The organism is Polaromonas eurypsychrophila, assembly GCF_014641715.1.
GTDB lineage: Bacteria > Pseudomonadota > Gammaproteobacteria > Burkholderiales > Burkholderiaceae_C > Polaromonas > Polaromonas eurypsychrophila.
In genome coordinates this window covers 37,029-51,335 of sequence record NZ_BMIG01000003.1, presented here as the reverse complement: position 1 = coordinate 51,335, position 14,307 = coordinate 37,029, and the positions used below count along the sequence as shown (strand labels likewise).

Below are 14,307 nucleotides of genomic sequence, written 5' to 3'. Positions count from 1 at the left end.
CAAGCATCGAGACCCTGCCGCATGAACCCACCCGAAATCAGCACGCCGCCGCGCCTGCTGGCTTCACTGCGCCAGCTCGCACTGACCGCTCTGGCCATGGCGCATACCCGTTTGGCGCTGGCGGGCGTCGAGCTGGAAGAAGAGTTGCAGCGGCTGCTCGGCCTTTTGCTGAGCCTGCTGGGCTTGCTCGTGTTCGGTCTGGTCGGCGTGCTGACGGCTACCTTGATGGTGGTGTGGGCTGTCGATGCGGCCCAGCGTGTGACCGTGCTGGCTTGTTTTTCGGCGGCCTACCTGGGCCTGGCGGGTGGGTTCGCATGGCGTGTCCAGCGCATGCTGGCCAAGCGGCCACCTTTCCTGCAAGCCACGCTGGCAGAAATGAAACGGGACCGCGAGGCGCTGCAGGCTGAGTCGACCGGCTACATGCCGCGCGGCAAAGATACCCATGAGTGATGTCGCCAGGCAGAGGGCCATGAGAAAGCAGTTGCTGCTGCTGCGCTCAGCCACCGAGCGTGCTGAACTGGTCCACACTCTCCATGCAGTGAGGCAGTCGGCGACCGTGTTCGGCAAAGCGGCACCGGCTTTGGCCATCGGCCGGGGCTTGCCGCTGGCCCTCGGCTTGCTCAAACGCGCCTCACTGCTCAGGCCTCTGCTATCTCTGGCCCTCGCTGGTGCGCGCAGGCCGGCGCTGCGTCACGGGGCCCTGGCTGCAGGCGCAGCCTTTGTGGCATGGAAAGGCTGGCAGTGGCTGGCCGGGCAGCGTGCGCAGGCCAATGCCAACACCGCGATGCCGACCGATGATGACAGCGCTCTGCATCCCGATCCCGGTGCTCCTGAATAGATAGCTGCTCACGTCCGTAGGGTATGGGCCAGAGGCCAATTTTATCAATATAGCAACGCGATCAAGGTCAAACTTCGAGATTGTCGATCAGTCGCGTGCTGCCTAGCCTGGCCGCGCCCAGAACGACCAGTGGCGTATCGGCATCGCCGTCGTCAGGCGGCAGCAGGTCCGCGCGGCGGCGCACGCTCAGGTAGTCGGGCTTCCAGCCGCGCGCGGCCAGGGCCTGCATCGCGGCGTCTTCCAGCGTTTCCCGTTTTGCCATGCCTTGCGTTTTTACGGCCTGACCCAGCCCCTGGAGCGCGCGTGACAAGGCCACCGCTTCGCTGCGCTCCAGCGCATTGAGGTAGCCGTTGCGCGAGGACAGCGCCAGGCCGTCGGCCGCACGCAGGGTCTCTCCGGGCACGATGGTGATGGGCAGCGCAAACTGCTGCACCATGCGCCGCACGATCATCACCTGCTGGTAGTCCTTCTTGCCGAACATCGCGATACCCGCCGGTTTGCCAGCGAACACGCAGGCAAACAGTTTCATCACCACGGTGCTGACACCCACAAAAAAGCCAGGACGGAAGTGCCCTTCCAGAATGTCGGCAAGTTCGGCCGGCGGCTGCACCTTGAAGGTCTGCGGCTCAGGGTAAAGGTCGGTCTCGCGCGGCGCAAACAGCACATCGCAGCCGGCGGCACGCAGCCGGTCGCAGTCGGCCTCCCAGGTGCGCGGGTAACTGTCGAAGTCTTCGTGCGGCGCGAACTGCAGGCGGTTCACAAAAATGCTGGCAACGGTCACGTCGCCCAGCGGCTTGGCCTGATCCACCAGCGCAATGTGGCCGTCGTGCAGGTTGCCCATGGTGGCCACAAAAGCCGGGCGCTGGAACGGTGCCAGCGCGGCGCGCAGGTCGGTGATGCTGTGGACAATTTTCATGCGGTGTGAAGCTCGTGTTCAAAAGGGGCGACTATAAAAGCCGGAAGCGTGGGAGCGAGATCTTCACCAGCTGGGGCCGCGGAACCGGCTTCGCCGGGCCGCAGGCGCAGCGCCTCCTCGGGGGGCAGCACAGTACACGAAGTGACAAGCGTGGGGGCACTATTTCTACCAGGCGTGAAGTGCGTCGACCGGAAAGCGCTGTTGCTTGACTGCCTGCACATACGCCTGCATTGCGCCCTGCACGCTGTGCGCCTCGGTCATGAAGTTATGCACGAACTTTGGCATCTTGCCCAGGTTCATGCCCAGCATGTCATGCAGCACCAGCACCTGGCCGGCGGTGCCCACGCCGGCACCTATGCCTATGGTCGGGCAGTGCGTAAGTTCTTTGGTCAGCGCTGCAGACAGCGCCGCCGGCACCATCTCCAGAACCAGCATGTCCGCTCCGGCGTCCTGCAGCGCGTGGGCTTGCGCCTTGAGTGCGGCTGCCGCCTCATCGCTCCGGCCTTGCACACGGTAACCGCCGAGTGCATGCACGGTTTGCGGCGTCAGGCCCAGATGCGCGCAGACCGGAATGCCGCGTTCCACCAGGAAGCGCACAGTCTCGGTGGTCCAGCCGCCACCTTCGAGCTTGACCATGTGGGCGCCGGCCTGCATCAGCACGGCGGCGCTGCGCAGGGCCTGTTCTTTCGACTCGTGATAGCTGCCGAAGGGCAGGTCGGCTATCAGCCAGGCGGTGGCCTGCGCGCGGCGCAGGCCACGAGCCACACACTCGGTGTGATGCCGCATGGCTTCGAGCGTCACACCGACCGTGCTGCTCAAGCCCTGGCAGACCATGCCGAGTGAGTCGCCGACCAGGATGCATTCAACACCGGCGGCATCGGCCACCGCCGCAAAGGTCGCGTCGTAGGCGGTCAGCATGGTGATTTTGTCGCCCTGAGCATGCATCTCGCGCAGGCGCGGCAGGCTCACCGGTTTGCGCGAGGCGGCCGGTGACGAAGCGGGCAGGGTGCCGTAGGGGCTGGCGGATGCGACTGTCATGGAACCTCCTGTTCAGTTGGCGGCCAGGGTGGGGCGCGGCTGCAGCGGAACGGGCATCGCAGGCCCGCTTCTGCCGCGCTGCAAGGCCTGCTGCAACTCTGCTATCGCGGCTTCCGGCGAGACGGCCGCGGTGATGGCGCTGATCACCGCCACACCAGCGGCACCGCACGCGGCGGCTTCTTCCATCCGTGCCACGTCCATACCGGCAATTCCGACAACCGGCGTGGGCAGCAACTTGCACCAGTAGGCCAGGTTGCCGTTGCCCTGCGGTATCCAGGGCATGGCCTTGGCCTGAGTGGGGTGAACAGGCCCGCAGGCGATATAGCTCGGCTGCAACGCCCAGGCGCGGCACACTTCCCAATAGGCGTGGGTGCTGATGCCCAGACGCAGGCCGGCCTGGCGGATGGCGGCCAGGTCGGCGATGTGCAGGTCTTCCTGGCCCAGATGCACGCCGTACGCGCCCTCTTCGATGGCCAGTCGCCAGTGGTCGTTGATGAAGAGTTGCGCGCCGGCGGCTGTGGTGGCGTCGATGCTCTGGCGGATTTCCTGGCGCACCATGGCGCGGTGTTGCTGCCCTTCCGCGTCCTTGATGCGCAACTGCACCGTGCGCACGCCGGCGCTCACTACGCGGGTCACCCAGTCAGCGCTGTAGACCACCGCATACACGCCCAGGTCCGCATCGCTGAGCGCTGCAAAGCCGCTGACGCTGCTTGCATGCGGCAGGCTGAAAAACGGCAGATTGGAACTGCGCTGTGCAAAGTCGGGTCGCGGCTGCAGCAGCCCCGTTCCCGCGTGCTGGCTCAGGGCGTCGTTTCTCGTCATCCAGGCCATAACAATGGTTTCCATGGCCACAAAACCGCGCGCCAGTGCTTGTGTGGCGGCGTCGGCGAAGATTGTGTCCGCCTCGGGATGGGGTTTGTGCGGCCCTGGTGTAGACGACGGGCTCAGCCAGCCGCTGGCCTGCGGTGTGTCGGCGTAGTCGACGCCGTCGCCGGTGATCACAACCGCCTCGCCAACGGCGACGCGCAATCGCGCTGCGGCCCGCATCACGGCCTCGGGGCTGTCCAGCGCGGAGACACGCAGCAGCTTGGCGGCTTCGTTGTGACTCAGGCAGAGCAGGGCCGGGCCCGGCGAAGCGCTGGTTTGATCGAGGCGCTGCTGTATCTCCTTCAGATTGACAGCAAAAGTCCAGACCGTACGATTCATGACGGCGCTCACAATACAAAAGGCCGGCCTGTCACCGGTGTGGATGCGACCGCCATGTCCTGTTGCGCCATGATGCCCGCCTCATACGCCAGGCGCCCGGATTCGATGCCAAGCTTGAAGGCGCGCGCCATCTGCACCGGGTCGCGCGCATGGGCCACGGCCGAGTTCAGCAGCACTGCGTCGTAACCGAGTTCCATGGCCTGCACCGCGTCGGCGGGGGAACCGATACCAGCGTCCACGATCAGCGGCACACCGGGCAGGCGCGCGCGCAGCGTGCGCAGCGCATAGGGGTTGACCAGGCCCTGGCCGGAGCCAATCGGCGCGCCCCAGGGCATCAGGATGCGGCAACCGGTGTCCAGCAGGCGCTGGCAGCTGACCAGGTCGTCGGTGCAATAGGGGAAAACTTCAAAGCCGTCGCGTGCGAGTTCGGTGGCCGCCGTGATCAATTCGAAAGGATCGGGTTGCAGCGTGTGCTCGTCGCCGACCACTTCAAGCTTGATCCAGTGGGTGCTGAACAGCTCTCGCGCCATTTGCGCCAGGGTGACGGCCTCGCGCGCGCTGCGGCAGCCGGCGGTGTTGGGCAGCAGGCGGGCGCCGCTGTCCCGAATCATTTTGTAAAAGTCATTCTGCGCGCTCGCGCCGCCGGACGCCATCTGACGCTTGAGCCCGACGGTGACAACTTCAGCGCCGGATGCCGCAATCGCCTCCTGCAAAACCTGCGGTGAAGGGTAGCTGGCGGTGCCGAGAAAAAAACGGCTCTTCAGCTCGGTGCCGGCGATGGAAAAAGTCATCGCAGTGCCCGCACGGCCCCCTCGGGGGGCAGCGAACGAAGAGAGCGTGGGGGTCGTCATTGATTAGCCTCCAGTGATGGCTTGAAAGGTAAAAACGGCGTCGCCCTCTGCGAGAAGGGTTTGCGCACGCGCATCGCGCGCAACAAACTCGCCATTGACAGCGCTGGCAAAAGCAGCGGGCGGCTGGCCGTTGGCCGCCAGCGCATCGGCCAGCGTGCTGGCGGCCGGCAACTCCCGGGTTTCGCCGTTGAGGGTGATGGTGATGTCGGTCATGTCAGGTCCTTGAGCGTTTGTTCCACCAGCGCCGGTGCGATCAGCCAGCCGTGACGAAACAGGCCGTTGATGCGCACCAGGCCAGGGGACTGTTCAACGCGCGGAAGATTGTCGGGCAGCGCGGGGCGCAGATTGGTTTCAGAATGAATCACGCGCGCTTCCGCAAGTTCGGGAATGATGCTGTGCGCTGCTGCCAGCAGTTCGACCGTGCTGCGCAGCGAGATTGGCGAGCGGTCTTCGCTTTCGATCTCGCTGGCGCCGACCACGATGTGCCCGCCTTCACGCGGCACCAGGTAGACGCGGTGGCGCGGGTGCAGTAGCCGCACTGGCCGCTGCAGTTGCACGCCGGGCGCATGTAGCCAGATGATTTCGCCGCGCACGCCGCGCACGTCCCGCGTAAAACCGTCGCTCGGCGAGCGCTCCGCCGGCGGGGGCCGTGCGCCGGTGCCGCGCACATCAAACACGCAGTCCAAGGTGTGCAGTCCTTGCCGCGTGTGGATTTCGCCAGCCTGCAGGCGCTGCACCGTGACACCCCAGTGAAAGTGCGCGCCCGCCGCAGCGGCCGCATCGGCCAGCGCCGCCATGGCCTGGACGCTGTGGATCTGCCCTTCATGCGGCAGCAGCCAAGTGTGGACCGCGCCGTGGATCGCGGGTTCAAGTTCGCGCAGGGTTGCCGCATCGAGTACCTGTGGCGTATGGCCGAGTGGCGCCTTGTGCTGCAGCAGGTCAACCACGCGGCGGGCCGCTCCCTCGTCGCCGCGGTGCGCCACCAGCAGACTGCCGCGACGGTGCATTTCGACCGTCTGGCCCAGCGCGGCCACGATGCCCGGCCACAGTTCCAGCGAACGCAGGCCGAGCGCAAAAACGTTTTCATCGGCCGACTCCAGCTCGGCCGTGGGACTGAGCATGCCGGCCGCCGTCCAGCCGGCGGCGTACACCCCTGAGGCCGGTGCTTGCGGGCCGGGCGCCGGATCAAAAACCTCGACCGAGTGGCCGGACGTGGCCAGCTCGAAAGCCAGCAGCCGCCCCAGCAAGCCTGCGCCTGCGATACCAATATGCATGGATGTGTCCGCCCTTGTCAGCGTGGTTTCAGAGTTTCTGGATGGGGATGTAAATTTCGCTGCCGCCGTCGCGGAACTCGGCCGATTTTGCCTGCATTCCCTGTGCCAGCGCCGCAGCCTCGTCCAGGCCCTGCCGTGCTGCAAACTCGCGTACCTCCTGGCTGATCTTCATCGAGCAGAATTTTGGCCCGCACATGGAGCAGAAATGCGCGACCTTGCTGACTTCCTTGGGCAGGGTTTCGTCATGGAACTCACGCGCCGTGTCCGGGTCCAGCGAAAGGTTGAACTGGTCGTGCCAGCGAAATTCAAAGCGCGCTTTGGACAGCGCCTCGTCGCGCGCACGCGATGTCGGATGCCCTTTGGCCACGTCCGCCGCATGCGCGGCAATCTTGTAGGCAATGATGCCCTGCTTGACGTCATTGCGGTCCGGCAGACCCAGGTGTTCCTTGGGCGTGACGTAACACAGCATGGCGGTACCGTACCAGCCGATCATGGCCGCACCGATGGCGCTGGAGATATGGTCGTAACCCGGCGCAATGTCGATGGTCAGCGGACCCAGCGTGTAAAACGGCGCTTCGTGGCAGTGTTTGAGCTGCTCCTCCATGTTGGCCTGGATCATGTGCATGGGCACATGGCCGGGGCCTTCGATCATGGTCTGCACGTCGTGCTTCCAGGCGATTTTTGTCAGTTCGCCCAGCGTGCGCAGTTCGGCAAACTGGGCTTCGTCGTTGGCGTCCGCGCCCGAGCCGGGCCGCAGGCCATCACCCAGCGAGAAGCTCACGTCGTAGGCCTTCATGATTTCGCAAATGTCTTCAAAGTGCGTGTACAAAAAGTTCTCTTTGTGGTGCGACATACACCACTTGGCCAGGATGGAGCCGCCGCGCGAGACGATGCCAGTGCGGCGCTTGGCTGTCATCGGGATGAAGGGCAGGCGCACGCCGGCGTGGATGGTGAAGTAGTCCACGCCCTGCTCGGCCTGCTCAATCAAGGTGTCGCGGTAAATTTCCCAGCTCAGGTCTTCGGCGACGCCGCCTACTTTTTCCAGCGCCTGGTAAATCGGCACCGTGCCAATCGGAACTGGCGAGTTGCGGATGATCCAGTCGCGGGTGGTGTGGATGTTTTTGCCGGTGGACAGATCCATGACGTTGTCTGCGCCCCAGCGGATGGCCCAAACCAGTTTTTCAACCTCTTCTTCAATGCTGGACGTGACCGCCGAGTTGCCGATGTTGGCGTTGATCTTGACCAGGAAGTTGCGGCCTATGACCATGGGCTCGACTTCGGGGTGGTTGATGTTGGCCGGAATGATGGCCCGGCCGCGCGCCACTTCGTCGCGCACAAACTCCGGCGTGACAAATTCGGGCAACTGCGCGCCCATGGGGTTGCCGCGCAGGCGCTGGTTGCGCTCGGCGTCGCTCAGGTACTCGGCCATCCATTCACGCTTGGAGTTTTCGCGCAGCGCGATGTATTCCATTTCGGGCGTGATGATGCCGCGCCGCGCGTAGTGCATCTGGCTGACGTTGGCGCCGGCCTTGGCGCGGCGCGGTGTGCGCTGCAGGCCAGCGGCCTGTGCGCGCAGGGCGGCGATGCGCTGGACTTCGGGGTCCGACGGGTCCGTGCGATCCTCGCGGCGGGAGTTTTCCCCCACGCTTGTCGCTTCGCGTACTTCACCGCCCCCCGGGGGGGCCGTGCTTGCTTGGGGTTGCCCGGCGCGGCGCACACCGTCATCAACGGCTTGTGCCGCGCGGCCGGTGTAAATCTCGGTGTCGCCGCGTGCATCAATCCACGGCGTTCGCATCGCCTCCAGCCCCCGCCGCACGTTGATATCGGCGGTGGGATCGGTGTAGGGGCCGGAGGTGTCGTACAGCGTGGCGGATTCGCCGTTGCTCAAGGCGACTTCACGCATGGGCACGCGAATACCGGCGTGGATCTGGCCTGGCACATAAATTTTTCGTGACGCGGGAAACGGCTCGCGTGTCAGGGACAGCAACTGGGCAAATTTATCAGGGGCGTTCATCGGTGCATCCTTTGCTTGTGTGGGTACACAAAAATGCTCCGAAGGTGTGGCCAGAACCAGCGTTGTGGGTGTGGTCAGTGACTGAAAACCAGGGGCGCTTGCAGTCAGCTCTTCTTACGTCGGTACGAACCGATTCAAGTTCACGGGTTTGGGTTTGGCCATCTCAGCGACCCGACCAACATGGTCGGGCTGCACCCCGGAGCAGCGCAATTGTAATCCACCATGCGCTGATAGCCCGGCACCGCGCCAGGAGCAGCAAGCCTATTTGATGGGGTCGCCTGCCGGCCCGGCAAGCTTGCTATCCGGACTTTTCGCGATTTGTGCCTGCTGGTTGTTGACGTCGTACGACCCAAAAACTTCCTGTGCTGTCCGGGTCTCCGGAAGAATGTAAACAACGCCATTGGTGCCGGTAAAGGCGGGGCTAACCACTTTGTCGTAAAAATTGACTGGCACGTTGATGCAGCCGTAGGAGATGCGGTTGTCCTTCGGTGATGCGCTTTGCAGACGTTGCGCGCGTTGCTCGCTGGGTTTGCCCTTGACGACCCGGTGCAGCGAGAGGGCTGTACTGTAATCAATCCAGAGGAATTCCTGGCCATGCTTATCGCGACCAAGCGACACTACGAAACGTCCCGCAGCTGTCGTGCGCTCCTCGGGGAGAATGCTGGATATTTTCCGGTCACCGATGCCGGGTGCAGAATCGTCGCCACGCGCCAGACCAAGCAACGCTGGCGCAGTGCCTTGCAGCCGACCGTTGGCATCAAACATCAGCACTTTGGCATGGACCTTATCCACAATCATAAAGGGCATGCCCTGGTTGTCTCCGGAGTCGACAATCCAGTCGGCGACGTGCGAGGCCTCCGGGGAAGCACGCTCCTGCCCAAAGTGGGCGCGCTTAAGGCGACCGCCCTGGACGCGTTGCGTTTGATGATTGGAGGTGGCTGACGTAGATGGCTCTGCAGAGATCAGGCTCGGGCTGGGAAGCCGCTCGCCATCCTTGGCGGCAAAGGCTGGCGAGAGAGAAAGACTTGCTGCCAGTAGGGCCAGCCGAAGTCCAGGGCCTGCGATGCCTGTGCGTCCAAGGCCGTGCAGGGAAAACTTTGAACGCTGCCAGCCCACCCCGAGACTGCGCCCCCTTCTTTTCGGGGCGCTTCTCATGTCCTCATCACGTCTAGGCGAAACGGGCACCCCCAGACCGGCCGGTTCCTGTGCTTGATTAGTCACTTGTGGTGAAGTCCCGTGGTGATCAGTTACGCGTCGGTTTGGACACATACGGAGGCGCGACGTAGGGTGGAGGTGGCTGTATCAATGGTATGACCGTGGGGGCAATCACCTCTTCTTGCTTGACTACGAAAAAGACGTCGCCAGCGTCGGAAGCAAAGGTCGGCATCAGGCCGGGCCGATACGACGCAAAAGTTGCCAGCACTGGTGCGGCCAGTTCAATATAAGGAAGTTCTCCACCGACATCCGCGATGACACCCGGGAAGACACCCGGGATGACACCCGGGAAGACACCCGGGATGACACCCGGGATGACACCCGGGATGACACCCGGGATGACACCCGGGATGACCCGCGGCGGCACCGCTGTCCAGGTCGCCGGGGCCAGACAAGCTTGCAGGGTGGGATAGCTCACTCCGGTCGGCGGATTCCAAATGTTGGCGAAGTCCCATCCGATGTAATTGCCTTGAATCCTCATGTTGGCGGTGGTCATTCCCACACCGCCTTGGCTGTTAGGTTGCCCGGACGTTTGGGTATCCCAGTAACTGTTACTGACCGTGCCAGGGCCAGCGATTTTCAGTCCAACCAGGCCACCGGTTGTGGCGGGGACCCCGGTTACCTGCCCCGCAGAGTAGCTGTTAGAGATGTTGCTGGTACCAGCTATCCATCCCACCAAGCCGCCGACGTTGGCGCCAGCAGTGAATACTGATCCAGTAGCGTAACTGTTGCTGGTGTCGCCGGTGCTCCAGCCCAGCAGCCCGCCAACATAGGCTCCCTGAGTCCTTACGGCTCCGGTAGCGTAGCTTCTGCTGGCGTCGCCGGTGATCCAACCCGCCAGTCCGCCAACGTAGGCGCCGGAGCTCGTCACTGGCCCCGTGGCGAAGCAGCAGGTGATGTTTCCGGTGATCCAACCTACCAGCCCGCCGACATAGTCGCCCGTGGCGTCGTTCCTGCCTGTGGTGGAGCTGTTGGTGATGTTGCCCGTGCTCCATCCTGCCAGTCCGCCGACGTAGCTGGCACCCACCACGTTTTGCTTGGAGTGGCTGTTAAAAATGTCGCCGTTGATGTGTCCAACCAAAGTGCCGACGTAGCTGCCGCCCGTCACGCTGCCGCCAGAAAAATTCACATTTTTCAACATGGCGCCGGGCGTGTTGACGACGTAACCGAATAGGCCCACGTTATCCGTCAACGGGCGCGCAATCGTGAGTCCCGTGACGGTATGGCCCAGTCCGTCGAAGTTTCCGGAGAAGGGGTTTGCAATCGTGTTGCCCACCGGATCAAAGCCGCCGCCCCAACCACTGGTCGCGGTGGCGTTGATATCGCTGCCCAGAGCATAGTTTCCCGCCCGATTGCCGTTCATACCCTGCAGGTCGGTGGTGGTAATGCTGCCTTGTCCGCCTAAATTAGTGAGGACGGTGTAATTGACCGGCACGCCATTAAAACCTAGTTGGGTGGTGAAATTCGGACCAGCGGGAAGATTGATCGGTGCCAGCACGTTGTATGTGGCCACGTTACCAGTGGCGACAGCTCCCTGGCCATAAAGCAGCGACAGGCTGGCGGTACCCGATCCATTCATGGCGGTATTGATATTGATGTTGCGCTGAGCGTTAAGGGTCAGCTTGTTGGCAGACCAATTGACGGTATCGGCGACGTTGATGTCACCATTGACGCCGGCGGCGCCAGAGCTGCTCATGATGATGACGTTGTTGTTGATAAGGTTGGCGCTGAGTTGTGCGCCAGTGATATCACCTCCCGTTGCGGCGATGGTGTAATCCGCCGGGTCGATCAGCCAGGTACCGGTCAGCCCCAGGGGTGCGGCGGTGGTGACTTTGACGTCGTTCGGAATTTTCACATTCGCAGCGGAGGTCTCAATAAAGCCGCCGTTGCCGCCGTTAGGGGCGCTGGCGTCCAGGGTGCCGCCCACACTCATGGTGCCGCTTTGCATGTCGCCCAGAAGCAGGATGGTGCCGTTGCGGTTCTCGATGGTCTGAGCCTGAATCACGCCGGTGTTGTTGACTGCGGTTTTCAGCAGGTCGCCTGCCGCTTGCGCCGTCAGCAGCACGCGGCCGCCATCGGCTTGTATCATGCCGCCGTTCTCCACCAGGGCGTTGACCGCGCCCTGGGCCACTGAAACATTGAGCAGACCGTCGCCAATTACGTCCATGGTGATGGCGTTGCCGGCTGCCAGCACCACCGAGCCCAATTTGGCTGAAATGACCCCCTGGTTGCTGACGCTTTTACCCATCAGGGCCACATAACCGCCATCGGCCGCGTTGATGCTGCCCTGGTTGACGACCGTGCCGCTTCCGGCGTCCGTGAAGGCATAGTTGCCTGCCATGAAGTTCGAGTCGGTGATACGCAAGGTGGAGGCGAGCAGCCCGCCCACGTTGACCGATGCGCCGCTACCGAACAGGATGCCGTTGGGGTTGAGCAGGAAAACTTTGCCGTTGGCAGAGAGGCTGCCCATGATGCTGGAAGGATCAGCGCCCAACACGCGGTTCAGGGCCACCGAACTGCTGTTGGGTTGTACGAACTGCACCGTTTGGCCGGCGGCGATGCCGAAGCTCTGCCAGTTAATCACCGCGTTGGCCGTCGACTGGGTGATGGTTGTGGCCGATGCGCCGCTGGCGATGGTGGCAACCCCTGCCGCAACCACACCGCCTTGGGGCAGGGCGTGAACGGACGCTCCAAAGGTGAGCATCAGGCCGGCTGACAGGGCGTTGATAACGAAGCTCACTGCGCCGGCGCGCCCTGTTGTGCGCGACGATTTTTTCTTGCCCGCGCTGCTGGCACTTTCAGATGCAGCGACAAAGGTGCCTGAGCTGTCGTTCCAGATAGATTGGTGAATGCGGTTCATGGGTGGGTCCTTAAATGCTGTGTCAAATCCGTGCCGTGTCGGCTCGTCGCGATCAGAAATATTTGATGGCCTGGATCCAGAATCGACCCGATTTGTCGGGCGCTGAAATTGCGTTCTCGTTCCCGAGCTTGCGGGCGTAGTACGCTCTGACCAGGAAATTGTCAGGTTCGCCCCAGCTAGCGCCAACACCGTAAGCGCCCAAATTTCTCTGGTTGTCCCCGGCTACCCACGGATTTTTGTGAAGGGTGACGCTGCCGCCATCGACGAAGCCGATCAGGTGCACCTGCCCTGGATAGCTCTGCGCTGTGTTGGGAAGCAGCAGGCGGGCTTCCAGGTTCACCAGGTAGCCTTGGTCGCCCAGGGCTTCACCCACAGGATAGGCCCGCACACCGTTCATGCCGCCGAGTTCCATCTTCTCCGAGGAGTCGAGGTTTTTCGAAGCGACCTGGCCGCTGATGGAGGCGTAGAGTGACACGACATTCGTGACGCGTTGCAGCCGTGTTGCGGTGAAGCTGAGCTTGTTGTAGGAGCCGTTGCTTCGGGCGCTTGCCGCATCGACGGCCAGCGCCGCCGGCGTCTGGATGTCGAGCTTGCCGGCCGACAAGGTCAGCGAATAAGCGCTGATGCCGCCGCCGCCCAGGTTGTCCCTGTGGTTGCCATAGAGGCTGGCCAGCACCACGTCTGCCCGTTTGTCGGTGACCGACGGAATTGAATCCACCCTGTCCTCGAAGGTTCGGGCTTCGTAAGCGAGCTGGACGTAAAGGTTGTCGTTGCGCGTGCGGATCAGCGGATAGATGCCGTAGATGCTCGCCACCTCCGCCGTGCCGTTGGCCTGCAGGGGTTTGAACTCCTTGCCCAGTTCATACTCAAGCCGGCTGTAAGAGACGCCGGCTGTCGCTTTACCGAATGGCACCTGGTAAGACGCACGGCCATAGTTCAGCCCCGAGCCCGTTGTAACGGCGCGCACGCTGGCCACGTCGCCCAAGCCCAGCGGATTGTTGAGGTTGACGGTCGCCCCGACGCGGTACTCGCCGGTATAGCGGTTGCCTGCGTTGTCGGCGTCTATGCTGCCGCTCACGCGTTTTCCCGGCGTGACGTCAACAATCAGGTCGGAGCTTCCCGGGACGGCGCCTGGAACCAGCGTCGATTTGACATTGACGCCGGGCGTGTCGGAGAGCAGCAGCAGGCGGTGCTCCAGCGGGTCGTTGGTGATCGGGTCGCCGCTGTTCAGGCCGCCCAGCAGGCGGTTGGCTTGAGCATCGGAAAGGTTGGTCTGGTTGCGCAGGATGATCTTGCCGTATTGACCTTCGCTGACTTCGATGGTGACGGCGTTGTCCGTTATTTGCTGCGCGGGCAGGTAGGCCCGGGCCACGAAATAGCCGTTCTTGGCATAGTGCGTCGTGATCTTGGACGCCATGCCGCGCAGGTCGGTGAGCGTGAGTTCGGTCCCTGGCGTGAAGCCCGTGATCGCAATGAGATCAGCTTCGGTATAGGCCTTTGCACCGGTGACGCGGAGGCTGCGAACCAGGATTTTCGCCTCGTCAACGCCGGGGAGAACCGGCGCCGTACCTCGTTCGATGCGAATTTCGGGCGGCGCCTTCTGCAGCACGGGGGCCGCGGGAATCTGCTGCATCTGGCTGCCGGCTGTCGGCGGTTGCTGGGCATACAGACTTTGGCTCAGGGCCAGAAGTGCCAGCGGCAGGAGTTTGATTTTTACAGGAAGCCGTCCCTCGGCGGAGAAAATATCGCTTACCCGGCGGCGACGTGGTCGCGTGAAGTGAATTTCACTGGGTAGGTTGGGGAGCATTTTTTTCATGGTGGGTACTTTTTTTAATTGCAAGTGGAGCATAAGCGTAAAGAGAGTAATAAGCTGTAGGAGGGCAGGACTTGTTGCCTCCCTGCACACGCGGCGTGATTTCGAACAAGCCCAAGTCGGTCTCAGTTTACCGATTCGTTGAGGGATGCGACTAGGGTTATTACCGGGCAGATACTGCGCGAGACTTGCCTCTTATCGGGCGTCGTCGTTCGGCCCATGTAACTTCATGCCAGCGCTGGGACTGTTGTGGCAGAACCACGAACCACGAACCACGAACCA

General features: G+C 63.0%; 12 protein-coding genes. 2 read left to right on the top strand and 10 right to left on the bottom strand.

Annotated elements, in window-relative coordinates; all coding sequences use genetic code 11:
- The first annotated feature begins 21 nt into the window (after positions 1 to 21).
- Together IEX16_RS05140 and IEX16_RS05135 are read left to right on the top strand one after the other, a co-directional pair.
- Positions 22 to 450 carry a phage holin family protein gene (locus IEX16_RS05140; RefSeq protein ID WP_188707283.1) on the top strand — a complete coding sequence of 143 codons (429 nt, stop codon included), beginning with the start codon at positions 22 to 24 and terminating at the stop codon, positions 448 to 450.
- 19 nt (positions 451 to 469) lie between these two features.
- Positions 470 to 838: a hypothetical protein gene (locus IEX16_RS05135; RefSeq protein WP_188707282.1), complete on the top strand. Its 369-nt coding sequence runs from the start codon at positions 470 to 472 to the stop codon at positions 836 to 838.
- A gap of 67 nt (positions 839 to 905) precedes the next feature.
- Here IEX16_RS05135 and panC read toward each other — a convergent pair whose 3' ends face one another.
- The 10 genes from panC to IEX16_RS05085 all read right to left on the bottom strand — a co-directional run bounded on the left by panC (position 906) and on the right by IEX16_RS05085 (position 14,028).
- A complete protein-coding gene (panC, locus tag IEX16_RS05130; protein WP_188707281.1) occupies positions 906 to 1,754 on the bottom strand; it encodes a pantoate--beta-alanine ligase in 849 nt (282 codons plus the stop codon).
- A 165-nt stretch (positions 1,755 to 1,919) separates the two neighbouring features.
- Positions 1,920 to 2,792 carry a 3-methyl-2-oxobutanoate hydroxymethyltransferase gene (gene panB, locus IEX16_RS05125; protein WP_188707279.1) on the bottom strand — a complete coding sequence of 291 codons (873 nt, stop codon included), beginning with the start codon at positions 2,790 to 2,792 and terminating at the stop codon, positions 1,920 to 1,922.
- A gap of 12 nt (positions 2,793 to 2,804) precedes the next feature.
- Positions 2,805 to 3,998: a thiamine phosphate synthase gene (locus IEX16_RS05120; RefSeq protein ID WP_188707277.1), complete on the bottom strand. Its 1,194-nt coding sequence runs from the start codon at positions 3,996 to 3,998 to the stop codon at positions 2,805 to 2,807.
- Positions 3,999 to 4,006: 8 nt separating this feature from the next.
- A complete protein-coding gene (locus IEX16_RS05115) occupies positions 4,007 to 4,849 on the bottom strand; it encodes a thiazole synthase (protein WP_229676197.1) in 843 nt (280 codons plus the stop codon).
- Between the two features lie 3 nt (positions 4,850 to 4,852).
- Positions 4,853 to 5,062, bottom strand: coding sequence for a sulfur carrier protein ThiS (thiS, locus tag IEX16_RS05110; RefSeq protein WP_188707276.1), 210 nt, complete (start codon positions 5,060 to 5,062; stop codon positions 4,853 to 4,855).
- A complete protein-coding gene (gene thiO, locus IEX16_RS05105) occupies positions 5,059 to 6,123 on the bottom strand; it encodes a glycine oxidase ThiO (protein WP_188707274.1) in 1,065 nt (354 codons plus the stop codon). Before thiO ends, thiS begins: the two co-directional genes overlap by 4 nt.
- Before the next feature lie 28 nt (positions 6,124 to 6,151).
- Complete coding sequence (gene thiC, locus IEX16_RS05100; protein ID WP_188707272.1) at positions 6,152 to 8,137, bottom strand: phosphomethylpyrimidine synthase ThiC; 1,986 nt, start codon at positions 8,135 to 8,137, stop codon at positions 6,152 to 6,154.
- A gap of 261 nt (positions 8,138 to 8,398) precedes the next feature.
- Positions 8,399 to 8,944, bottom strand: coding sequence for a hypothetical protein (locus tag IEX16_RS05095; protein ID WP_188707270.1), 546 nt, complete (start codon positions 8,942 to 8,944; stop codon positions 8,399 to 8,401).
- 436 nt (positions 8,945 to 9,380) lie between these two features.
- Positions 9,381 to 12,212, bottom strand: a complete 2,832-nt coding sequence (locus tag IEX16_RS05090) for a two-partner secretion domain-containing protein (RefSeq protein WP_188707268.1) — start codon at positions 12,210 to 12,212, stop codon at positions 9,381 to 9,383.
- Positions 12,213 to 12,264: 52 nt separating this feature from the next.
- Positions 12,265 to 14,028 (bottom strand): ShlB/FhaC/HecB family hemolysin secretion/activation protein, encoded by a 1,764-nt coding sequence (locus IEX16_RS05085; RefSeq protein ID WP_229676196.1) that lies wholly within the window; start codon positions 14,026 to 14,028, stop codon positions 12,265 to 12,267.
- Between the last annotated feature and the right edge of the window lie 279 nt (positions 14,029 to 14,307).

What these genes read in the sequence shown, in the direction of transcription:
- IEX16_RS05140 (WP_188707283.1), top strand. Translation starts at nt 22, where the DNA reads ATGAACCCACCCGAAATCAGCACGCCGCCGCGCCTGCTGGCTTCACTG.
- IEX16_RS05135 (WP_188707282.1), top strand. Translation starts at nt 470, where the DNA reads ATGAGAAAGCAGTTGCTGCTGCTGCGCTCAGCCACCGAGCGTGCTGAA.
- panC (WP_188707281.1), bottom strand. Translation starts at nt 1,754, where the DNA reads ATGAAAATTGTCCACAGCATCACCGACCTGCGCGCCGCGCTGGCACCG.
- panB (WP_188707279.1), bottom strand. Translation starts at nt 2,792, where the DNA reads ATGACAGTCGCATCCGCCAGCCCCTACGGCACCCTGCCCGCTTCGTCA.
- IEX16_RS05120 (WP_188707277.1), bottom strand. Translation starts at nt 3,998, where the DNA reads ATGAATCGTACGGTCTGGACTTTTGCTGTCAATCTGAAGGAGATACAG.
- IEX16_RS05115 (WP_229676197.1), bottom strand. Translation starts at nt 4,849, where the DNA reads ATGACGACCCCCACGCTCTCTTCGTTCGCTGCCCCCCGAGGGGGCCGT.
- thiS (WP_188707276.1), bottom strand. Translation starts at nt 5,062, where the DNA reads ATGACCGACATCACCATCACCCTCAACGGCGAAACCCGGGAGTTGCCG.
- thiO (WP_188707274.1), bottom strand. Translation starts at nt 6,123, where the DNA reads ATGCATATTGGTATCGCAGGCGCAGGCTTGCTGGGGCGGCTGCTGGCT.
- thiC (WP_188707272.1), bottom strand. Translation starts at nt 8,137, where the DNA reads ATGAACGCCCCTGATAAATTTGCCCAGTTGCTGTCCCTGACACGCGAG.
- IEX16_RS05095 (WP_188707270.1), bottom strand. Translation starts at nt 8,944, where the DNA reads ATGCCCTTTATGATTGTGGATAAGGTCCATGCCAAAGTGCTGATGTTT.
- IEX16_RS05090 (WP_188707268.1), bottom strand. Translation starts at nt 12,212, where the DNA reads ATGAACCGCATTCACCAATCTATCTGGAACGACAGCTCAGGCACCTTT.
- IEX16_RS05085 (WP_229676196.1), bottom strand. Translation starts at nt 14,028, where the DNA reads ATGAAAAAAATGCTCCCCAACCTACCCAGTGAAATTCACTTCACGCGA.